This window comes from Halomonas sp. LMYGS-3 (assembly GCF_059509875.1).
The window spans coordinates 139275-160611 of record NZ_JCAKFQ010000009.1 but is presented as its reverse complement, the minus strand read 5'-3'; the positions used below and the strand labels follow the sequence as shown (position 1 = coordinate 160611).

20 protein-coding genes are annotated in these 21337 nt (G+C 69.3%); 9 read left to right on the top strand and 11 right to left on the bottom strand.

The window, feature by feature from the left end; genetic code table 11:
• Positions 1-37 precede the first annotated feature (37 nt).
• The 6 genes from fis to dsbD all read right to left on the bottom strand — a co-directional run bounded on the left by fis (position 38) and on the right by dsbD (position 6499).
• Positions 38-394, bottom strand: coding sequence for a DNA-binding transcriptional regulator Fis (gene fis / locus AC5W54_RS10990; RefSeq protein WP_495962120.1), 357 nt, complete (start codon positions 392-394; stop codon positions 38-40).
• Positions 391-1452 (bottom strand): tRNA dihydrouridine synthase DusB, encoded by a 1062-nt coding sequence (dusB, locus tag AC5W54_RS10985; protein ID WP_495962119.1) that lies wholly within the window; start codon positions 1450-1452, stop codon positions 391-393. Before dusB ends, fis begins: the two co-directional genes overlap by 4 nt.
• 108 nt (positions 1453-1560) lie before the next feature.
• Positions 1561-2475, bottom strand: coding sequence for a 50S ribosomal protein L11 methyltransferase (prmA, locus tag AC5W54_RS10980; RefSeq protein ID WP_495962118.1), 915 nt, complete (start codon positions 2473-2475; stop codon positions 1561-1563).
• Positions 2476-2579: 104 nt separating this feature from the next.
• A complete protein-coding gene (accC, locus tag AC5W54_RS10975) occupies positions 2580-3923 on the bottom strand; it encodes an acetyl-CoA carboxylase biotin carboxylase subunit (RefSeq protein WP_495962117.1) in 1344 nt (447 codons plus the stop codon).
• A 29-nt stretch (positions 3924-3952) separates the two neighbouring features.
• Positions 3953-4414 (bottom strand): acetyl-CoA carboxylase biotin carboxyl carrier protein, encoded by a 462-nt coding sequence (gene accB / locus AC5W54_RS10970; protein ID WP_495962116.1) that lies wholly within the window; start codon positions 4412-4414, stop codon positions 3953-3955.
• A 246-nt stretch (positions 4415-4660) separates the two neighbouring features.
• Entirely contained in the window at positions 4661-6499 is a 1839-nt protein-coding gene (gene dsbD / locus AC5W54_RS10965) for a protein-disulfide reductase DsbD (RefSeq protein WP_495962115.1), read from the bottom strand.
• 191 nt (positions 6500-6690) lie between these two features.
• Here dsbD and AC5W54_RS10960 point away from each other — a divergent pair, with 191 nt between their 5' ends.
• Positions 6691-7911, top strand: coding sequence for a DUF2333 family protein (locus AC5W54_RS10960; RefSeq protein WP_495962114.1), 1221 nt, complete (start codon positions 6691-6693; stop codon positions 7909-7911).
• Positions 7912-7984: 73 nt separating this feature from the next.
• On the opposite strand, the gene ppa is transcribed toward AC5W54_RS10960, so the two are convergent.
• Positions 7985-8515, bottom strand: a complete 531-nt coding sequence (gene ppa / locus AC5W54_RS10955) for an inorganic diphosphatase (protein WP_495962113.1) — start codon at positions 8513-8515, stop codon at positions 7985-7987.
• Positions 8516-8782: 267 nt separating this feature from the next.
• On the opposite strand from ppa, the gene AC5W54_RS10950 reads away from it, so the two are divergent.
• Positions 8783-10510 carry a bifunctional protein-serine/threonine kinase/phosphatase gene (locus tag AC5W54_RS10950; protein WP_495962159.1) on the top strand — a complete coding sequence of 576 codons (1728 nt, stop codon included), beginning with the start codon at positions 8783-8785 and terminating at the stop codon, positions 10508-10510.
• 168 nt (positions 10511-10678) lie between these two features.
• Here AC5W54_RS10950 and AC5W54_RS10945 read toward each other — a convergent pair whose 3' ends face one another.
• Entirely contained in the window at positions 10679-11938 is a 1260-nt protein-coding gene (locus AC5W54_RS10945; RefSeq protein WP_495962112.1) for a 6-phosphofructokinase, read from the bottom strand.
• 268 nt (positions 11939-12206) lie between these two features.
• On the opposite strand from AC5W54_RS10945, the gene mpl reads away from it, so the two are divergent.
• From mpl to AC5W54_RS10930, 3 genes are all read left to right on the top strand, one after another.
• Positions 12207-13598, top strand: coding sequence for a UDP-N-acetylmuramate:L-alanyl-gamma-D-glutamyl-meso-diaminopimelate ligase (gene mpl / locus AC5W54_RS10940; protein ID WP_495962111.1), 1392 nt, complete (start codon positions 12207-12209; stop codon positions 13596-13598).
• Positions 13591-14205, top strand: a complete 615-nt coding sequence (locus tag AC5W54_RS10935) for a flavin prenyltransferase UbiX (RefSeq protein ID WP_495962110.1) — start codon at positions 13591-13593, stop codon at positions 14203-14205. The genes mpl and AC5W54_RS10935 overlap by 8 nt, the downstream gene beginning before the upstream one ends.
• Positions 14206-14290: 85 nt before the next feature.
• Positions 14291-14914, top strand: a complete 624-nt coding sequence (locus tag AC5W54_RS10930) for a LysE family translocator (RefSeq protein WP_495962158.1) — start codon at positions 14291-14293, stop codon at positions 14912-14914.
• Positions 14915-15088: 174 nt separating this feature from the next.
• On the opposite strand, the gene AC5W54_RS10925 is transcribed toward AC5W54_RS10930, so the two are convergent.
• From AC5W54_RS10925 to AC5W54_RS10915, 3 genes are read right to left on the bottom strand one after another with little or no spacing between them, the layout of a single operon-like run.
• Entirely contained in the window at positions 15089-16492 is a 1404-nt protein-coding gene (locus tag AC5W54_RS10925; protein ID WP_495962109.1) for a bifunctional DedA family/phosphatase PAP2 family protein, read from the bottom strand.
• A 29-nt stretch (positions 16493-16521) separates the two neighbouring features.
• Complete coding sequence (locus tag AC5W54_RS10920) at positions 16522-17451, bottom strand: GGDEF domain-containing protein (RefSeq protein ID WP_495962108.1); 930 nt, start codon at positions 17449-17451, stop codon at positions 16522-16524.
• Complete coding sequence (locus AC5W54_RS10915; protein WP_495962107.1) at positions 17444-18313, bottom strand: hypothetical protein; 870 nt, start codon at positions 18311-18313, stop codon at positions 17444-17446. The genes AC5W54_RS10920 and AC5W54_RS10915 overlap by 8 nt, the downstream gene beginning before the upstream one ends.
• 97 nt (positions 18314-18410) lie before the next feature.
• Between AC5W54_RS10915 and AC5W54_RS10910 the strand changes: the two genes are divergently transcribed.
• The 4 genes from AC5W54_RS10910 to rlmH are packed head-to-tail and all read left to right on the top strand — an operon-like array spanning position 18411 to position 21326.
• Positions 18411-19730, top strand: coding sequence for a glutamate-5-semialdehyde dehydrogenase (locus AC5W54_RS10910; RefSeq protein ID WP_495962106.1), 1320 nt, complete (start codon positions 18411-18413; stop codon positions 19728-19730).
• A 56-nt stretch (positions 19731-19786) separates the two neighbouring features.
• Positions 19787-20416: a nicotinate-nucleotide adenylyltransferase gene (gene nadD / locus AC5W54_RS10905; protein WP_495962157.1), complete on the top strand. Its 630-nt coding sequence runs from the start codon at positions 19787-19789 to the stop codon at positions 20414-20416.
• A 59-nt stretch (positions 20417-20475) separates the two neighbouring features.
• On the top strand, positions 20476-20862 hold the full coding sequence (rsfS, locus tag AC5W54_RS10900) for a ribosome silencing factor (protein ID WP_495962105.1): 387 nt from the start codon (positions 20476-20478) through the stop codon (positions 20860-20862).
• Entirely contained in the window at positions 20859-21326 is a 468-nt protein-coding gene (gene rlmH, locus AC5W54_RS10895; RefSeq protein ID WP_495962104.1) for a 23S rRNA (pseudouridine(1915)-N(3))-methyltransferase RlmH, read from the top strand. The genes rsfS and rlmH overlap by 4 nt, the downstream gene beginning before the upstream one ends.
• Positions 21327-21337 lie beyond the last annotated feature (11 nt).

The window sequence follows — 21337 nt, the reverse complement described above, 5'->3', positions numbered from 1 at the left end:
AGGAGGCCAAGGGAGTCCGTCGGGCCTCCCTTCATGCTCAGATCAGGCCGTACTGCTTGAGCTTCTTGCGCAGGGTGCCGCGGTTGAGTCCGAGCATTTCCGCGGCGCGGGTCTGGTTGCCCTGGGTATGCTCGAGTACGGAAGCCAGCAGCGGTGCCTCCACCTCGGCCATCACCATGGCGTAGAGGCCGGTGACGTCGCCGCCGTCCAGGTGATCGAAGTAGCGTCGCATGGCGGCGTCCACGGCTTCGCGCAGCGGCTGCTGCGACGCCGTCGGCCTGCCGTCCGGGGAGGAGTCCCCGGCGGGGTCGCTCACGCCGGCGAGATCACGGGAGGTCCGGGCGATGTCGAGCCCCGACAGCTCGGGATTCTGGGGAAAGGCTTGGCTGGTCATGCGGCACAGATTCCATCCGATGCCACGGTCCGGGCCGGGCGGCACGGAGCCGCGGCGGGGCCGTGACGAAACAGTTCGTCAATGAAGCGGCACTGGGCTGCCGGGCACTCCAGGCCATTGAAGGTGGCCCGCAGGGCACGCCGGGTCGCCTCGTCGAGGCGGGTATCGCTGGTCAGATACCAGCCGACGTGCTTGCGTGCGATGCGCACACCCATGTGCTCACCATAGAAATCATGCAGGGCCACGAGGTGAGCGCGCAGTACGCCGGCGCGCTCCTCGTCGTCCGGGGGAGCGAGATGGACTCCCCGGTGCAGGTAGTGGTCGATCTCGCGGAAGATCCAGGGGTTGCCCTGGGCGCCGCGACCGATCATCACTGCATCCGCACCAGTATAGTCGAGGACCCGGGTGGCCTTCTCGGCAGAATCGATATCGCCGTTGGCGAAGACCGGAATCTTCACCGCGGCCTTGATCGCGGCGATGGTGTCGTACTCGGCCTCGCCCGAGTAGCGCTGCTGGCGATGGCGGCCGTGGACCGCCAGGGCCTGGATGCCGGCGGCTTCGGCGAGCCGGGCCACGCGCACCCCGTTGTTGCTCTCGGCACACCAGCCGGTGCGAATCTTCAACGTCACCGGGACATCCACCGCGGCCACCACTGCCTCGAGGATCTCGGCCACCAGCGCCTCGTCGCGCAGCAGCGCCGAGCCGGCGGCCTTGTTGCAGACCTTCTTGGCCGGGCAGCCCATGTTGATGTCGATGATCTCGGCTCCGTGCTCGGCATTGAGCCGCGCCGCCTCGGCGAGCATCGCGGCGTCGCCGCCGGCGATCTGCACCGCCCGGGGGCCGGGTTCGCCGCGGTGATCCAGGCGCAGTCGCGACTTGCGGGTGTGCCACAGGCCGGGGTCCGAGGTGACCATCTCGCCCACCACCAGGCCCGCCCCCAACTGCCGGCAGAGCTGCCGGAAGGGGCGGTCGGTGACCCCGGCCATGGGGGCGAGGATCACCCGGTTGGGCAATGCGAAGCGGCCGATCCGCGGCGGCGGGGGGCGAGTCTCGGGCATGATGGCGTCTGCTGGCTCGAAGGGGGCATATCATACGCCCCCGATGGTCGATGGTGAAGGCGATCTTTTGTCGCGCAACCGGGGTTGAACTCGCCAGGGGCCTGCTCCCTATCCCGTCCGATGGCCGCTCAGCCGCACCCAGCCGTCGCGCACGCTCGGAGCCTCCATCAGCAGGTTCTCGGCCCGGTAGGCCTCGAGCACCGCCTCGGCCTGGGGCTCGAGGATCCCGGAGAGCGCCAGGCGCCCACCCGGGGCCACATGGCCGGCGATGGTCGGCGCCAGCTCGACCAGTGGGCCGGCGAGGATATTGGCGACCACGATGGGGAAGCGGGCCGCCCCCTCGAGCTGCTCCGGGTAGCAGAGGCGGAAGTCGTTCTCGGCAACGGCGTTGCGTTCGGCGTTGTCGCGGCTCGCCTGCAGCGCCTGGGGATCGATGTCGGTACCCACTGCCCGGCCGGCGCCCAGCTTGAGGGCGGCGATGGCCAGGATCCCGGAGCCGCAGCCGACGTCGAGCACCTCGCGATCCGCGAGCTCACCGGCCACCGCCAGGCCGTCGAGCCACGCCAGACAGAGCGCCGTGGTGGGGTGGGTGCCGGTGCCGAAGGCAAGCCCGGGGTCGAGGTGCAGGTTCACCGCACCGGGCTCCGGGGGCTCGTGCCAACTCGGCACGATCCACAGCCGCTGTCCCATGCGCAGCGGCGTGAAGTCCGCCATCCACTCGCGCTCCCAGTCGCGGTCGGCGAGCAGTTCGTACTCGATCTCGGGGAGCGGCTCGCCGGGGATCGTCTCGGCCCAGGCGGCAGCGAGGCGTTCGAGCATCGCCTCGATACCCTCCAGGTCGTCGTAGAGCCCGGTGAGCACCGTCTCGTCCCACAGCGGGGTGGTGCCGCGCTCGGGTTCGAACACCGGGTGGTCATGGGCGTCCTGGAGGGTGATGGCGGTGGCACCTTCGGCGAGCAGCAGCTCTTCCAGGGGCTCGGCCTGCTCGGGGGCGATACGGGCCTTCAGTTGCAGCCAGGGCATGACGGGCTCCTAGAGGGGTCAAGGGGCGATTGAATCGCCGGGGTGACAGACAGCGGGAAACGAAAACGGGGTGGCGTCGGCCACCCCGCGAAACGCTGTGCGAGTTACTGTGCGAGCTTCTTTTCCAGGTAGTGGATATTCACGCCACCCTGCTGGAAGTAGCCGTCGCGCACCAGCTCCTTGTGCAGATCGGTGTTGGTCTTGATGCCCTCCACCAGCAATTCGTCCAGGGCGTTGCGCATACGAGTCAAGGCGTTCTCGCGGTCGGCGCCCCAGGTGATCAGCTTGCCGATCAGCGAATCGTAGTAAGGAGGCACCGTGTAGCCGGTATAGACGTGGGAGTCCATGCGCACGCCCAGGCCGCCCGGCGGGTGATAGAGGGTCACCTTGCCGGGGGAGGGCATGAAGGTACGGGCATCCTCGGCGTTGATGCGGCACTCGAAGGCGTGGCCGTTGAGCTGCACCTCCTCCTGGCGGACCGACAACGGCAGCCCCGAGGCGATAAGCAGCTGCTCGCGGACGATATCCACGCCGGTGACCATCTCGGTGACCGGATGTTCCACCTGGACCCGGGTGTTCATCTCGATGAAGAAGAACTGGCCGTCCTCGTAGAGGAACTCGAAGGTGCCGGCGCCACGGTAGTTGATGGTGAGGCAGGCCTGCCGGCAGGCCTCGAGCACCTCGGCGCGGGCGGCGGGATCGATGCCCGGGGCGGGGGCCTCCTCGATCACCTTCTGATGGCGGCGCTGCAGCGAGCAGTCGCGATCATAGAGGTGAATGGCATTGCCCTGGCCGTCGGCCAGCACCTGCACCTCGACGTGGCGCGGGTTCTCGAGGAACTTCTCCATGTAGACGGTGCCGTCGCCGAAGGCCGAATGGGCCTCGGTGCGGGTGACGGTGACCGCCGAGAGCAGGTGCGCCTCGGTGTGTACCACGCGCATGCCGCGGCCGCCGCCGCCGGCGGCGGCCTTGATGATCACCGGATAGCCGATGCGCCGGGCGATGGCGACGATCTCGCCCTCGTCGTCCTCCGGCAGCGGGCCGTCGGAGCCGGGAACCGTGGGGACGCCGGCCTTCTTCATCGACTCGATGGCGCTGACCTTGTCGCCCATCAGGCGGATGGTCTCGGCGCGGGGGCCGATGAAGGTGAAGCCGGAGCGCTCGACCTGTTCGGCGAAGTTGGCGTTCTCGGAGAGGAAGCCGTAGCCGGGGTGGATGGCGCTGGAATCGGTGACTTCGGCGGCGCTGATCAGCGCCGGGATGTTCAGGTAGGACTGGGCCGAGGGCGCCGGCCCGATGCACACGGCCTCGTCGGCCAGGCGCACGTGCATCAGCTCGCGGTCGGCCTTGGAGTGGACCGCAACGGTCTTGATGCCCAGCTCCCTGCAGGCGCGCAGGATGCGCAGGGCGATCTCGCCGCGATTGGCGATGAGAACCTTGTCCAGCATGATGGGGTCCGCCAGTGTCTGTGGGAAGATCAGGAGATGACGAGCATCGGCTGGTCGAACTCGACCGGTTCGCCGTCCTCGACCAGGAACGCCTCGATCACGCCATCGCGATCGGCCTCGATCTGGTTCATCATCTTCATGGCCTCGATGATGCACACGGTGTCACCCTTCTTGACGCTGGAGCCCACCTCGACGAAGGGCTTGGCGCCCGGTGCCGGCGAGCGGTAGAAGGTGCCGACCATGGGCGAGGCCACGGCGTGGCCCTGGTAGGCGGGTGCCGCTTCACCGGCGGGTTCGGCGGGTGCCGCCACGGCCGGGGGGGCGGCTGCCGGTGCCGGTGGCGCATAGCCCTGGGGCATGGGCTGTTGCCAGTTGGTGCCGTTGGGGTGTCGGCTGATGCGTACCGATTCCTCGCCTTCCTGGATCTCGATTTCGCTGATGTTGGACTCTTCGAGCAGTTCGATCAGCTTCTTGACCTTGCGGATATCCATGACTCTGTCTCGATTGGTATCGGTGGGTGGCGGGAGGCCCCGGCGACGCTGTCAACCCGGACCAACTCGCAATAGATCACGGCAAGATGGCGACTCTTTCCGCCTCTATCGGCCTTGATAAGGCATTGACGCCGGAGTGTGCCGAAAATCGGCGAGGATGTCCAGCCAGTCAGAGAACAGCGTTCGATCGCGGAGTTTGACCGCCCGATTGGCGATGTTCACGGTTCCCCGCCAGGGATGGGCGGGTCAGCCCTGACGGGTATCGAGCCACTCCAGCACCTCGTCCAGGTGGCTGGCCAGGGCGGGGGCCCGCACCTCGCCCTGGATACGTGCCTGGCGGATCTCCTCGGTGCCGTCGAAGAACAGCAGGCTCGGGGGGCCGAACAGCCCGAAGCGGTCGAGCACCTCGCGGGTGGTGTCGTCGATCCCGGTGACGTCGACGTTGATGCGGGCGAACGAGGAGAGCGGATCGGCGACCCGGGGGTCGGGGTAGACCTGGCGCTCCATCTGCTTGCAGGAGATGCACCAGTCGGCGGTGAAGTGAACGAAGGCCGGGCGGCCCTCGTCACTGGCCGCCCGGAGGGCTGCCTCCAGGGTGTCGAGCCGGCTCACCGTGGTGATCTCGAGCGTCTCGCCGGCCTGGCCGGGCTGGGTCAGGAGAGGGGCCAGGGGGCGGAGCGGATCGTGGGCGCCGCGGGCGGCGCCGAGCACCAGGGCGACGCCCCAGGCCAGCAGCAGGATGCCGGCGGCCTGACGCACCCGGGGCCAGCCCTGGGCCTGGCCGAGTGTCAGTGCCCCCAGGGCCAGGGCGCTGCCGATGGCGAGTGCCGCCCACAGCAGCAGGGCCATGGCGGGGGGGAGAAGGCGCTCGACCAGCCAGATCGCCACCCCCAGCAGCAGGATGCCGAAGGCGATCTTCACGCCCGTCATCCAGGCGCCGGTGCGCGGCAACAGGGTCGTGCCGAAGGTGCCGACCAGCAGAAGCGGCACGCCCATGCCGAGCCCCAGGGCGAGCAGGGCGGCGCCTCCCAGCATGGCGTCACCGGTGGTGGAGATGAACACCAGGGCCCCGGCCAGGGGCGCCGAGACGCAGGGCGAGACCACCAGCACCGAAAGCGAGCCGGCCAGTGCCAGGCCAGCGGGGCCGCTACGCTGGGCGCGGGTCTGCCAGGCGTCGATGCGTCCTGCGAGCCGCGGGGCCAGACGCAGGTTGAAGGCGCCGAACATGGCCAGGGCGAAGAGAACGAAGAGTGCCGCGAAGGTAATCAGTACCGGGGCGGATTGCAGGCGCGCCTGGAGGTTGAGGCCGGCGCCGAACAGTCCCATCAGGACGCCGACCGCGGCGTAGGTCAGCGCCATGCCGGCCACGTAGCTGGCCGAGAGGGCGAAGGCGCGCGGGCGGGTCGGCTTCTGGCCGATGATGATCGACGACAGGATCGGCACCATCGGCAGCACGCAGGGGGTGAAGGTCAGCCCCAGCCCGGCGAGGAAGAACAGGCCCAGCGCCAGCGGCAGGCTGGCATCGCTCATCAGTGCGCTGAAGCGGCCATCCTGGCTCTGGGGCGCGGGGGGCGTCGTGGAGGAGAGGCTGGCATCACCGCTGCCGCCGTCGGCCCGCCAGCCGGCGAAGGCCGCCGGCGCCGAACGCTCGGCGGCCTGCAGGTCGACCCGTTCGGGGGGGTAGCAGAGCCCGGCATCGGCGCAGCCCTGGAAGGTCAGGGTGAGGTCCTGAGGTCCCGCGGCGCCGTTCTCGAGCGGCACCTCGAAGACCACCCGATCGTAGAAGACGTAGACGTCGCCGAGGAACTCGTCGCTCTTGGCCTCGCCCGGCGGTAGCCGGGGCTCACCCAGATCGAGCGCCCCGTCCTCGGCCTCGACAGCGAAGCGGTGACGATAGAGGTAGTAGCCGTCGGCATTCTCGACGCCGACGAAGAGCGTCTCGCCGTCATGCCAGGCACTGGGCTGGAAGGCCTCCAGCACCGGCAGGAAGTCGCCATTGGAGCCACTCGAGGAGAACCACTGGGCGTGTCCGGTGAGCGGCAGCAGTATCAGGGCGAGCAGGCAGGCCAGACGTCGGATGATCAAGACGGTTTTCCTTCTCCGGGTGGGCGCGACTATGACCCTCGCGGTCACTCGGGGGTTCCGTGCCGGGCGCCGCGGGAGAGATCAGCTGCTAGGATAACGCAGGATGCCGGCACTGTGGATCGCCCGATGCCGGTCTCGGCTGCGCCCCATTGTCGCGCCGCTGCCTTTGCCACTCGCAGGGAAACAGGAACATGGCTTTGACGGAGAAGGGCGCCGCCAGGCGCCGCAGGAAGACCGAGGTGCTCGAACGTCCGGACTATGGCTGGATATGGAAACCGTTGCTGGCGCTGGTAGTGGTCGCCCTGCTGGTGACCGTGGCGCTGGGTATCTGGTGGAGCCGGGAGCCGGCCGCCTTCGACATCGAACAGGCCACCGCCGAACGGCGTGGCGAGGCGGCCTCCACCCCGGCGTCCCGCGGTGCCGTCACCACCGCCACCCTGATGACCGTGGTGAGCACCCTGCTCGACAAGCCCGGCGGCTACCTGCGCAATGACCTCGTGCCACCGGGTCTGTGGCTGGACAACATGCCCAACTGGGAGCTGGGGGTGTTGAACCAGGCCCGCGATCTCTCCCGGGCATTATCAACCATGGAGGCGGTCGAGGCTCCGGTGCTGGAGGAGGTCGCCGAGCGGTTGAGGGGAGACGGCCGCGACTGGTTCTATCCCTCAACCGAGCACCGGCTCGAGCAGGCGCTGGAGGCACTGGACGAGTATCTGGCGGCGCTGGGCGAGGCGGGCGGTGCCGGCTTCGCCGAAGGCGCCGGTCTGTCGGCCTGGCTGGAGCAGGTCGCCGGGCGCCTCGATGACCTGGGGCTGCGGCTCTCCGCCAGCGTCGGCAGCCGCGAACGGCTGCGCGACCTGGGCATCGATGCCGACGAGTTGCCCCCGCGCACGCCCTGGCACCGGGTCGACGACATCTTCTTCGAGGCCCGGGGGGCCGGCTGGGCGCTGGTGCATCTGCTTCAGGCGGTGCGTCGCGACCAGGCGGACGCGATCGAGCGGGCCGGTGTGCTGGACGAGTGGGAGATGCTCGTCGCCGAGCTCGAGCGAACCCAGCGCCGCCTGTGGAGTCCGGTGGTGCTCAACGGTTCGGGCTTCGGCATCTTCGCCAACCACTCGCTGGTGATGGCCAACCATGTGATCCGCGCCCGGGACCTGGCGCGGGAGCTGGCCCGGGCGTTCGAGGCGCCTCCGGCCGGGCTGGCCACCCCCGATGCGCTCGAGGAGGAGCCGGAGCCGGTCGAGCCGCCGGTGGAGGCGGTGGAGCGCAGCGAGGAGGTCGAGGCCGAGAGCCCGCCGCCGGGGCTGGCGTCGCCCGGGGAGGAGCAGCAGCGTGGCGAGCCGGAACCGATAACGGAGACCGCCCCGGACGCGGCCGGGGAGGGGCCGGAGGTCGACGCCTCCCCGGAGTGAGTGCCGGCAGGACGACTAACTAGACGAACGGGCCGCCCGGCGGGCGGCCCGTTCGCGTGTGCGCGAGGCGTGCTCAGGCCTTGTCGTGGGCCGCCACGGCCTTCTCGATGGCCTTGCGGGCGGCCTCGGCGCCTTCCCAGGATTCCACCTTCACCCACTTGCCCTTCTCGAGATCCTTGTAGTTCTCGAAGAAGTGGGCGATCTGCTGGCGCAGCAGCTCGGGCAGGTCGGTGACCTCCTGGATGTCGTCATAGAGGGTGGAGAGCTTGGGGTGCGGCACGCAGACCAGCTTGGCGTCCTCGCCGGCCTCGTCGGTCATGTTGAGGATGCCGACCGGGCGGGCACGGATCACCGCACCGGCCTGGACCGGATAGGGTGTCACCACCAGGGCGTCCAGCGGATCGCCATCGTCGGCGAGGGTATGCGGAATGAAGCCGTAATTGGCCGGATAGAACATCGGCGTGGCCATGAAGCGGTCGACCAGCAGCGCCCCCATGTCCTTGTCGATCTCGTACTTGATCGGCGTGTGGTTGGCCGGGATCTCGATCGCCACATAGACGTCGTTGGGAAGTTCCTTGCCGGCGGGGATGTTGTCGAAGTTCATCGTCGCTTCCTTCGGTTGGCGAAAATCCGGATAGGCGAAAAATCCGGCGAATTATACGGAGCCGTAACGGGGATTACCAATGCGACATAGGTGCTGCAATGGGAGGGTGGGCCTTGCCGTGGCGAGATGGCCGGGCAGGGGAGGCGGTGTTCGGCTTTGGTTGACACCCTCGCCGCACCAACACGAGTGTATCATGGTGTTCCGATGGATCCCCGGCGCGTGACGACGTGCCGTATCGACCCCGAGTTCGACCCCGAGGAGAGCAACTTGGCATCCGCCCAGCTGTCACTGAGTTATGGACAGGCCTTCGTGGCCCCGGACCTGCGCCGGCATCGCAGCTCGATGTCGGTCCGCGTTCCCGAGCCGACCCTGCTGCGTGCCAAGGGCGCCTGTGCGGTGATCAGTGACTCCACCTCGCGCAACGCCATCGCCAAGCAGGCGGGCGACCTCAGCGTGCGCGGCTTCCTGGCGGACTATTTCTCGACCCCCGACCACTGGGACATCAAGACCTCGGCCACCCGGGTGCTGCGCGCCCTCAACGGCTGGTGTTACAGCCAGAGCCAGCACCTCGAGGAGGGGAGCTATGTCGCCTCGCTCTCGGCCGTGGTCTACCGTGGTCGCGAGGCGCACCTCTTCCACATGGGCGACACCCTGGTATTCCGGCTGCGCGGCGCCGAGTTCGAGCAGCTTTCCCGCGACCATGTCGCCGACCTGGGTGGCTATCGCTACCCCTCCCGCGCGCTCGGCATGGACGGCAGCATCGACATCGACTATGTGCGCACCCCCCTCAAGCAGGGCGACCTCTTCCTGTTCACCACCCAGGTGGCCCTGGGCACCCTGATGCCCTCGGAATACGTGCAGCTGATCCGCCAGGACGCCAGTGACCTGGATGCCGCCTGCGAGCGCCTCGCCGGGGCGGCGGTCGCCCGTGCCCAGGAGCGGGGCTATGGGGCCGAGCAGTTCTGCTTCCAGCTGGTGCGCATCGACCAGTTGCCCGACGAGGAGCAGGACTCTCCGGGCCGGGTCTACGGCGACCTGCCGATCCCCCCGGAGCTCGCCCCCGGCGAGCGCCTGGATGGACTGGAGGTGCAGGCGGTGCTGTCGCGCACCGCTCAGTCGCGGGTCTACCGCGTGCGCGACGTGCACACCGAGCGGGAGATGGTCATGAAGGCGCCGAGTCCCGAGCTCTCGAACCGCAACGCCTACCTGGAGCACTTCCTGCTCCAGCAGTGGGTGGTGGAGCGGGTCAAGTCGCCCTTCGTGGTGCGCATCATGGAGTCCTCGCGGCCGCGGCGCTATCTCTACTACCTGATGGCCTACGTGGAGGGGGAGACCCTGATCGAGTGGGCGCGCCGGCATCCCCAGGCGAGCCTGGTCCAGCGGCTTGATATCGCCAACCAGCTCGGCAAGGCGGTACAGGCGCTGCACCACCGTGACCTGCTGCACCAGCAGATCCATCCCGGCAATGTGCTGATCGACTCCCATGGCCAGGTGGTGCTGGCCGACTTCAGTGCCTGCCACCTGCGCGACGTGGACGGCCACAAGCGCTCCCGGGAACTGGTGCATCAGGTGGGGCTCACCGAGCACAGTGCCCCGGAGTACGCCCTGGGGGATTCGGTGGGGCGCCGCAGCGATCAGTACTCGCTGGCGTCCACCGTCTACTGGTTACTGACCGGCGAGCTGCCCTATTCCCTGACACCCAACCGACTGCGCAGCCACACCGATCTGGAGCAGCTCGCCTATCGCAGTGCCCGCACCCTCAATCCCGAGGTGACGCCGGCGCTGGACGACGCCCTGCGCCGGGCGCTGGATCCGCAACGCTCGCTGCGCTATCGGCGCATGTCGGAGTTCCTGCATGCCCTGCGTCGGCCGCTGGGTGCCGAGCGTGACAGTGGCCGCAGCAGTCCGCGGATGCTGCGCGAGCCGGCCAATTTCTGGCAGGGGGTCGCCGGTATCCTGTTGTTGCTGCTGGTGCTGTCGTGGCTGTTGCGGTAAGCGCCGAGGCTGACCCCATAGGGGGCACGGGCCACGAGCTGCGAGCAGACTAGTGCCCGAAGCCCGAAGCCCGAAGCCCGAAGCCCGAAGCCCGAAGCCCGAAGCCCGAAGCCCGAAGCCCGAAGCCCGAAGCCCGAAGCCCGAAGCCCGAAGCCCGAAGCCCGAAGCCTAGAGCTTGAACTCGGGCAGCTTGCGCTCGACCTTGGCACGCTTGAGCCGGGCGACCCTCGGCAGGCCGTTCTCGAACGGCGGGAAGTCCTCGCCCTGGATCAGCGGCGAGAGGTACTGGCGGCACGCCTCGGTGATGCCGAAGCCGTCCTCGCGGATGTACTCCCGGGGCATGAACTTCTCGCGATTGGCCACCTCGGCCAGCGGCGCGGCCTCGATGCGCCAGGCGTAGGGGGCATCGGAGACGCGCTTGATCGCCGGCATCATGGCGTTCTTGCCGTCGAGGGCGAGTTCCACGGCCTTCTCGCCCACGGCGTAGGCCTGGTCGACGTCGGTCTTCGAGGCCAGGTGACGGGCGGCACGCTGCAGGTAGTCGGCCACCGCCCAGTGGTACTTGTAGCCCAGGTCCTGCTTGACCATGCCGGCGAGCGTCGGCGCCACGCCGCCCAGCTGACGGTGGCCGAAGGCGTCGGTGTTGCCGGAGTCGGCGAGGAAGGTGCCGTCCTCGTAGCGGGCGCCCTCGGAGACCACGATCACGCAGTAGCCGTACTTCTGCACCGCCTCCTCGACCCGGGCCATCACCGCGGCACGGTCGAAGTGCACCTCGGGGAAGATCACCAGGTGGGGCGGCTCGCCCTCGCCGTTGCCGGCCAGCGCCCCGGCGGCGGCGATCCAGCCGGCGTGGCGTCCCATCACCTCGAGCACGAACACCTTGGTGGAGGTGGCGCACATCGAGGCGATGTCGAGCGAGGTTTCCAGGGTCGAGGTGGCGATGTACTTGGCCACGCTGCCGAAGCCCGGCGAGTTGTCGGTGATCGGCAGGTCGTTGTCCACGGTCTTGGGCACGTGGATGGCGGTCAGCGGATAGCCCAGCTTCTCGGAGAGCTGGGAGACCTTGAGGCAGGTGTCGGCGCTGTCGCCGCCGCCATTGTAGAAGAAGTAGCGGATGTCGTGGGCCTTGAACACCTCGATCAGCCGCTCGTACTGGGCGCGGTGGCTCTCGATGTCCTTGAGCTTGTAGCGACAGGAGCCGAAGGCGCCACCCGGGGTGTGGCGCAGGGCGGCGATGGTCTCGTCGGATTCCTGGCTGACATCGATGAGGTCCTCGGTCAGCGCGCCGATGATGCCGTTGTGGCCGGCATAGACCTTGCCGATGCGGTCCGGGTGGCGGCGGCAGGCCTCGATCACGCCGCAGGCGCTGGCATTGATCACGGCGGTGACGCCGCCGGACTGGGCGTAGAAGGCGTTGTGCTGGGCCATGGGGGCTTTCCTGCTCCTGGGTAGCGTCCAGGAATCACTGAATAGCGGTCCGGGCGACCGCGCCGCCGGTCTATTCAGTGATTCCTTCGGGGTCGAAAGGGGTGTGATTCTAGCCGAAAGCGGCGAGTCCTGCATCTGTGCAGCCGAGGAGGTCAAGCGGGCTTGTGCCCCGCCTGCGACGGTGCCCGCTGGAGCGCGCCGCGGGCACCATGCTAGTCTCCCGTGACCGCGCCGCGGCCTGCGGCGGCACGATGCAGTCGGAGACAGCATGCACCTTCATATTCTCGGCATCTGTGGCACCTTCATGGGCAGCCTGGCGCTGCTGGCCCGGGAGCTTGGCCACACCGTCAGCGGTTCGGATGCCAATGTCTATCCGCCCATGAGCACCCAGCTCGAGGAGGCCGGTATCCACCTGGCCGAGGGCTACGCCGCCGCCAACCTCTCGCCGTGCCCCGACCTGGTGGTGGTGGGCAATGCGCTGTCCCGGGGCAACCCCGAGGTCGAGGCGCTGCTCGACCTGGGGCTGCCCTATGTCTCGGGGCCCCAGTGGCTCGCCGAGCAGGTGCTGGCCGGGCGGCGGGTGATCGCCGTGGCCGGCACCCACGGCAAGACCACCACGGCCAGCCTGCTGGCCTGGCTGCTGGAGTCCGCCGGTCTCGCCCCGGGCTTTTTGATCGGCGGGGTGCCGCGCAACTTCGGCGTCTCGGCGCGTCTCGGGGCCCATGACGCCCCCTTCGTGGTCGAGGCCGACGAATACGACACGGCGTTCTTCGACAAGCGCTCCAAGTTCGTCCACTACCGGCCCGAGATCGCGATCCTCGGCAACCTCGAGTTCGACCACGCGGACATCTTTCCCGACCTCGCCGCCATCGAGCGGCAGTTTCACCACCTGGTGCGCACCGTGCCCGGCCGGGGCCGGCTGCTGGTGGCCGACGGTGAACCGGCGCTCGACCGGGTGCTCGAGCAGGGCTGCTGGACGCCGGTCGTCCGCTTCGGCAGCGACGCCGCCAGTCCCTGGCGGCTGGCGCTCGAGCGCGAGGACGCCTCCCGCTTCCGGGTGATCCACCAGGAGGGCCAGGGTGAGGAAAGCGTCGACGAGGACGCCGTGGTCGACTGGACGCTGACCGGCGCCTACAACGCCCGCAACGCCCTGGCCGCGCTGGCGGCGGCGAGGGTGTGCGGGATCGACCTGGCCCGCGGTTGTGCGGCGCTGTCGCGCTTCGAGTCCCCTCGCCGGCGCCAGGAGCTGCGCGGCGAGGTGGCCGGGATCCAGGTGATCGACGATTTCGCCCACCATCCCACGGCCATCGCCGCCACCCTGGAGGGGCTGCGCGCCGCTACCGCGCGCGGCCGGTTGCTGGCGGTGATCGAGCCGCGCTCCAACACCATGCGCCTGGGCACCCTGCGCGATCGCCTCGCCGGCAGCGTCGCCGCCGCCGATGCCGCCTTCTGGTACCAGTCCCCGGAGCTCGACTGGTCGCTGGCGCCGCTGCTCGAGGCGAGTCCGGTGCCGTCCCGGTTGCACGAGGATCTCGACGCGCTGGTCGCCGCCCTGGTGGTCGAGGCGCGTCCGCTCGATCGCATCGTGGTGATGTCCAACGGCGGGTTCGGCGGTATCCACGAGAAGCTGCTGGCCGCGCTGGAGGCCGCCCATGGCTGACGAGCTGCGCGAACCGGTCACCGTGGCCATCACCGGGGCTTCCGGGGCCCAGTACGGCCTGCGCCTGATCGAGGCGCTGGTGGCGGCCGACCACGCGGTCTGGGTGATGATCTCCAAGGCTGCCCATCTGGTGATCGCCACCGAGACCGGGGCCGACCTGCCGGTGCGCCCGCAGCGGCTGGCCGAGGCGCTGACCGAGCGCAGCGGCGCGGCCCCCGGCCAGATCCGCTGCTTCGCCCGCGAGGACTGGATGGCACCGGTGGCCTCCGGGTCCGGGGCGCCGTCGGCGATGGTGATCTGTCCCTGCTCCACCGGCACCCTCTCGGCGGTGGCCACGGGGGCCAGCAACAACCTGATCGAGCGCGCCGCCGACGTGGCGCTCAAGGAGCGTCGCCGCTTGATCCTGGTGCCTCGGGAGACGCCCTTCTCGGCGATCCACCTCGAGCACATGCTGAGCCTGACCCGCATGGGCGCGGTCATCCTGCCGGCGGCGCCGGGGTTCTACCATCGGCCGTCGAGCATCGACGACCTGGTCGACTTCATCGTGGCGCGGATCCTCAACCAACTGGGGATCGAGCATCGCCTGGTGCCACGCTGGGGCGAATGACGGGAGGCTCCCGGTATGGGAGTCGTCACGGTGGTGTCACCCGCTCCTGCCAGGCTGGGGGCACACAAGGACGAGGCCTGCGATGATGATCAAGCTGTCGCTGCTGTCGGTCTTCGTGCCGACCTTCCTGCTCGTGTCGCTGACCCCCGGCATGTGCATGACGCTATCCATGGTGCTGGGGATGACCCAGGGCGTGAGGCGCACCCTGTGGATGATGGCGGGCGAGCTGGTCGGGGTGGGCCTGGTGGCCGCCGCCGCCGGTGCCGGAGTGGCCACGCTGATGCTGCGTCAGCCGGAGCTGTTCGCGCTGTTCAAGTGGGTGGGCGGCGCCTACCTGGGGTATCTGGGGGTGATGATGTGGCGCTCCCGGGGGCGCATGGCGATTCCGCTCGAGAGCGTCGAGCTGCCACCGGCCTCACGCGGGCAGCTGGCACTGCAGGGGTTTCTCACCGCGGTGGCCAACCCCAAGGGCTGGGCCTTCTTCGTCGCCCTGTTGCCGCCCTTCCTCGACGCCTCCCGGGCGCTGGCCGGCCAGCTTGCCGTGTTGATCGCGCTGATCCTGGCCATCGAGTTCCTCTGCCTGCTGCTCTACGCTGCCGGTGGGCGCAGCCTGCGCCGGCTGCTCGGCGAGAGCGGCAACGTGCGCCTGCTCAACCGCATCGCCGGCACGCTGATGGTCGGCGTCGGGCTGTGGCTTGCCCTGGGGTAGGGGGCCCGGCCCAGGAGCCTGTCGGACTTAACGCTGATCTGCTACGAAACCCGGGCTTTCGGCCAATTTCATTCGATCTGATTCGTTAAATAGCGCGCTATTCGCCTCATCAGATCGATAAACTTGTCTCGAAATCCGTGTTCCTCGCGACGATCGGTCAAATCCGACAGGCTCCTAGACCGGCGGTAGCCAGGCCACCCGGGCGCCGACCAGGGCCAGCGAAGCGGCGCCGAGCCACCACCAGGGGCAGGGGGCGAGCCGTGGATGCGGCTTCTGTTGCCAGGCCAGGTGCACCAGGGCGCAGACCACCAGTCCGAGCAGGGCGCCGCCGACCAGATCGCTGAGCCAGTGCACGCCGATCATCAGCCGCGAGAGCGCCATGGGGACGACGAACAGGATCGCTCCCCAGTAGATCCAGTGACGCTGTCGATGGGGCAGTTCCCGGGCGATGAAGGCGGCGGCGAGGCCGGCCACCACCACGGCGGTGGAGGCATGGGCGCTGGGGTAGGCCAGGGAGCCGGTCAGGTAGTCCGGGGTGCCGGGGCGGTCGCGACCGATCAGTGCCTTGCCCAGGGTGTTGAGCAGGGCGATGCCGCCCAGTCCGGCCGAAATGTGCACGAAGGCGGCCAGGTGCCGCTTCCACAGCAGCCACAGGCCCCAGGGCAGCACCAGGGCCAGCACCCCGTAGGTGTCGCCGATCCGGGCGAGCACCTGGCCGGCACGCTGCAAGGTGGGGGTGGCCAGTGCCGCGAAGAGCGAATCGACGCGCAGGTCCATGTCCAGCGGCCCCTGCTGCTGGATCACCATCAGGGTCCAGCCCGAGAGTGCGCCCAGGGCGAGGATCAGCAGCAGCCAGCTGGCGAGCGGCACCTCGCCCTGTCCCCGCCAGCTCTGGGCCAGCCAGAAGCGCCGCATCACCGGATGGCGCCGCGCGCCGTTGGCCGCCAGGCGATAGAGACGCCCGGGGCGGGTGACCTGCTGGCGCAGCCAGGAGAATACCACCGCCAGTGCCACCAGCAGCACGGCCAGGGTGATCAGCCAGGTCTCGGTACCCTCCGGCAGGTCCAGCAGCTGTTGCCAGGTACGTCCCAGCAGGTAGCCGGGCAGCACGTAGGCGGGAGCCCACAGGGCCGCCGAGGCGAGGTTGGCCCAGGTGAAGGCGCGCGGCGACATGTGCAGCATGCCGGCGATCATCGGCACCATCGGGCGCACCGGCCCGACGAAGCGACCGAAGAATACCGACAGGGTGCCATAGCGCTGGAAGAAACGGGCGCCCCTTGCCAGCCACTCGGGGTGGCGCGACAGGGGCCACAGGCGGGTGACCCTTTCGCGCTGGGTGTAGCCCAGTGCGAAGCTTACGCCGTCACCCACCACGGCACCGGCGAAGGCGACCACGATGACCGTCGGCAGGGCGATCTCCTGATGGCCGGCCAGGGAGGCCGCGGCGGTGATCAGGACCACGCCGGGTACCAGCAGGCCGACCAGTGCCAGGGATTCCACCAGGGCGATGGCGGCGATGATCAGCAGCAGCAGGGTGGGGGAAGGGGTCAACTGGTAGAGGGTGTCGGCAAGACTCAAGTAGGAACTCCGTGGTCGGCGGCAGGGAATCAGATCTCGGCCAGGCGTTGGGTCCGGGCCTGCAGGCGCTGCTCGAAGTGTTCCGCTGTCTCCAGTGGCTGCAGCAGGCAGAGTGCCATGCGGGTCTCGATCGGGCCGGTCTCCAGCAGCACGGTGCGCTCCAGCGACTGCTCGAGACGCTGACGCACCAGCATGGCGCCATTCTCGCTGGTGTCGGGCAGTACCAGCCAGAAGTCGGCCGGGCCCTCTCGGCCCAGCAGGTCGTGGTCGCGGCAGCGCTTGTCGATCTCCTGGCAGACGGCATCGAGCAGGGCCTGGCGGGCCGTGGGGCCGAACTGCTCGCCGGCCATGTCGAGTTGGGGCAGATGGAGAAGCAGCGCCGCGAGGCGCTGATCCAGCAGCTCGGCCCGCTCGCACTCGCTGTGCAGCCGGTCGTGCAGGGTCTCGCGGTTGATCGCCGAGCACTCCGGGTCGCGTGGGTCGGTGGCGCGCAACAGCGCCTGCTGACGCAGGAATTCCCAGGGCGTCAGTCCGGCCACCACGACCAGCGCCAGGTAGCTCAGCGTCAGCTCGCGATCGAGATGTTCCTCGCCGACCAGGATCAGCCAGATCGGCACCAGCGTGACGTTGAGCAGCATGGCCGGCCCCAGTGGCAGCAGCAGCAGGGTGAGCACCGCCGGCAGGCCCAGCCACAGTGGCGCGAGCGCGGCCTGCTGGGGTAGTGCCACGGCAATCAGCAGGTAGCCGCAGATCAGTACCAGGTAGGCCGACAGTCGTGCATGGTCGTCCTGGCCCAGGCGCAACAGGGCCGCGAGCAGCATCAGCGGGGTCAGCAGCACCGGGAGCAGGATGTTCGGATAGTCGCCCATCAGGTAGAGCCACAGGGCATGGCCCAGCAGCAGCAGGGCGCCGGTGGCGTAGACCAGGGCATGCAATCGTGCGGGTCGGGGCTCAATCATGCTCGGGCTCCCGGATCACGGTCACGGGCATATGCTGGCGTTCCAGGGCGCGGCATTCGTCGCCGAGCGACTCGACCCGGGAGAGAGCGGCAACGCGCAGCCGGGTCGGTGTGCCGAGGGCCTGCAGCAGGCGGTCGCGGCGCTGTCCGGCCTGTTCGGCGTCGCGACTCAGCAGCAGCGTCGCCAGGGTGTGTCGGTCGAGACGGTAGCAGTTCTCGAAGCTGCGGGTGAGTTGGCAGAGCCGGCGTGCCAGCGGCCAGAGCTGGCCGGGGGAGGTCTGGAGTATCAGCAGTTCGGCGTGGACACCCTCGCGCTGGGCCCGTGCCCGCTCGCGCACCAGGTCGTGGGAGAGCTGGCTCCGGGGCCAGAGACGCAGTCCCGGGATCAGGCGCATGCGGCGGCGAGCGGCGCCGGGCAGCGGTTGCAGGTCACGGCTGCGGACCAGGCCGAGCAGCAACAGGCCGGCCAGGACCAGTCCCGAGAGCGCGGCCTGCTCCAGGCTCATCCTGTCCCATAGCGACCACCAGGTGAGTCCGGCGAGCAGGACGTTGAGCCCGGTCATCCAGGCGGGCTGGGGCAGCATGATCAGTACCGCCCAGCCCCACAGCCAGATCAGGTAGCGCTCGGGGGCGACCCACAGCAGGGCGGCCAGCAGCAGGCTGGGCAACAGCTGCCACGGCACCATGGCCGGACGGCGATGGCTGAATTCGAGCAGCCCGGCGGTCACCCCCAGCCAGCCCGTCGCCAGCCACAGCAGCAGGGCCTCGGGGAGGGTGGGCGCGGCGGGGGCCAGGAGCGCCAGCAACAGGGCCGCGGCCAGCAGGTTGCCTCTCAGCAGACCGATTTTGTACTTGCTCTGCATGGTGGCTTACTATGAATCCCTTCCCGGTTTTCCGCACAGTATAACGTCGGCGTCGTCCCTGTCTCGGTGGCGCCGGCCTCAGGAGACACTCTACGGCATGACTGCTTACGCCTCCCACTCCGTTTCGTCTTCCGACCTGGCCGCCGGCGCCGCGAGCATCGGCGATGTCGATGCCTACATGGAGCGCCTCGGTCAGGCGGCCCGCGCTGCGGCCGCCGAGATGCGCCGCTCGGCCACCGGCCCCAAGAATGCCGCGCTGCTGGCCATGGCCGAGCGGCTCACCGAGGCGCGGGCCGAGCTGCTCGCCGCCAATGCCCGCGACCTGGCGCGGGGGCGGGATAGCGGCCTGGATGCCGCGCTGCTCGATCGCCTGGCGCTGGACGACGGCCGCCTCGACGCCATGGTCGAAGGGCTCGCCCAGGTCGCGGCGCTGCCGGACCCGGTGGGCGAGATCGATGGCCTGCATTCGCGCCCCAGCGGCATCCAGGTGGGCCAGATGCGTGTGCCCCTGGGGGTGATCGGTATCATCTACGAGTCGCGCCCCAACGTCACCCTGGAGGCCGCCAGCCTGTGCCTCAAGTCGGGCAATGCCTGCATCCTGCGCGGCGGTTCCGAGGCGTGCGAGTCCAACGCCGCCATCGCCGCCTGCATCCGCGCCGGTCTGCGCGATGCCGGGCTGCCCGAGGCGGCGGTGCAGGTGGTGGCGACCACCGACCGTGCCGCCGTGGGCCGGCTGATCGCCATGCCGGAGTATGTCGACGTGATCATCCCGCGGGGCGGCAAGTCGCTGATCGAGCGCATCTCCCGCGAGGCGCGGGTGCCGGTGATCAAGCACCTGGACGGGGTCTGCCACGTCTACATCGATGCCACCGCCGACCCGGAGAAGGCGCTGGCCATCGCGGTGAATGCCAAGACCCATCGCTACGGCACCTGCAACACCATGGAGACCCTGCTCGTGGACGCGCCGGTGGCCGAGGCGCTGCTGCCGAAGCTGGCCGCGGCCTACGCCGAGCACGGCGTCGAGCTGCGCGGCTGCGAGCGTACCCGTGCCATCCTCCCTGCATCGACCGCCGCCACCGAGGCGGACTGGCAGGCCGAATACCTGGCGCCGGTGCTGGCGATTCGTGTGGTGGACGGCATCGACGCGGCGATCGCGCACATCGAGCGCTACGGTTCGCACCACACCGACGCCATCGTCACCGAGCATTACGGCCTGGCCCGTCGTTTCCTGGCCGAGGTCGACTCCAGCTCGGTGATGGTCAATGCCTCGACCCGCTTCGCCGACGGCTTCGAGTATGGCCTGGGCGCGGAGATCGGCATCTCCACCGACAAGCTCCACGCCCGCGGCCCGGTGGGCCTCGAGGGGCTCACCACCCGCAAGTACATCGTCCTCGGTGATGGCCAGGTTCGCCAGTGACCCCTGACACGCCGCGCAGCTTGCCGGCGCGGGCCGATGCCCCGCCGCGTGTCGCCATGCTTGGCGGCACCTTCGATCCGGTGCACCTGGGTCACCTGCGCAGCGCCGTGGAACTGCGCGAAACGCTCGCCCTGGATAGCGTGCACATGATTCCCGCCAGCATGCCCCCGCTGCGGGGGGAGCCGCATGTCGCTCCCGTCGACCGGCTCGAGCTGCTGCGCCTGGGCATCGGCGACACGCCGGGGCTTATCGCCGATCCCCGCGAGCTGAGGCGCGATGGCCCCTCCTTCAGTGCCGACACCCTGGCCTCGCTGCGCGAGGAGTTCGGCGGGCGGGCCCGCCTGGTGATGGCGCTGGGTCACGACGCCTTCCGGCGCCTGGCCGACTGGCACGAGCCCGAACGGCTCTTCGAGCTGGCCCATGTGGTGGTGATCGACCGCCCCGACTTCGCCGCACCGCTGCCGGCGGCACTAATGGCGCTGCTCGACGGGCGCGAGGTCGACTCCGCCGAGACCCTGATGGACCGGCCGGCAGGGTCGTTGCTGCGCCTGGCGCTGCCCTCGCGCATGGCGATCTCGGCCACCGAGGTGCGTCGGCGCCTGGCCGAGGGGCGCAGCGTGCGCTACCTGCTTCCCGAGGCGGTGGAGGCGAAGATCCTGGCCCATGGTTTCTATTCTGGTTCCTGAGAGCAGTCGCAAACCAGTACAATGACGGTAACTTCAACGAAGGGCTGACACAAAGGGCTATGCATATCGACGCACTCAAGACTCTGGCGGTGGATGCGCTGGAGCAGCTCAAGGCCAGAGACATCAGCCTGATGGATGTCTCGCGCCTGACCAGCGTGACCGATCTGATGGTGATTGCCAGCGGAACCTCCACCCGCCATGTGGCGGCGCTGGCCGACAACGTGGTCGAGAAGGCCAAGGCCAGCGGCATCCAGCCGCTGGGTGTCGAGGGCGAGAGCGGCGCCGACTGGGTGCTGGTGGATCTCGGCGACCTGGTGGTCCACGTGATGCTTCCCGAAACTCGCCAGCTCTACGATCTCGAGCGGCTCTGGGCAGACCTGCCCTGCGACGCCGAATCGCTGGAAGTGCGTGGACCGCGTAGCGGAGGCGAGGCAGGCGGCGCATGAGGGTCCGCCTGCTGGCGGTGGGGAACCGCATGCCCGGCTGGGTGACCCAGGGTGTCGAGGAGTATCGCAAGCGGTTGCCCCGGGATTTCGCCCTGGAGGTGGAGGAGCTCGCGCCGGGGCAGCGTGGCAAGAATGCCGACGTGACCCGGGCGGTCGCTCTCGAGGCCGAGCGCATCCGTGCCCGGCTCAGGGGAGACGAGCGCGTGGTGGCCCTGGAGGTGGGCGGCAAGGCCTGGAGCACCGAGCAACTGGCACGGGAGGCCGAGGCGTGGCGGCTCGAGGGGCGTGACGTGGCGCTGCTGGTGGGTGGCCCGGATGGCCTCGAGCCGTCGCTTTCGGCCGGCGCCGACCAGCGCTGGTCGCTGTCGCCGCTGACCCTGCCGCATCCGCTGGTACGCATCCTGCTCGCCGAGCAGCTCTATCGTGCCTGGACCCTGATGGTGGGCCATCCCTATCACCGTTGAGTCGTCCCCGA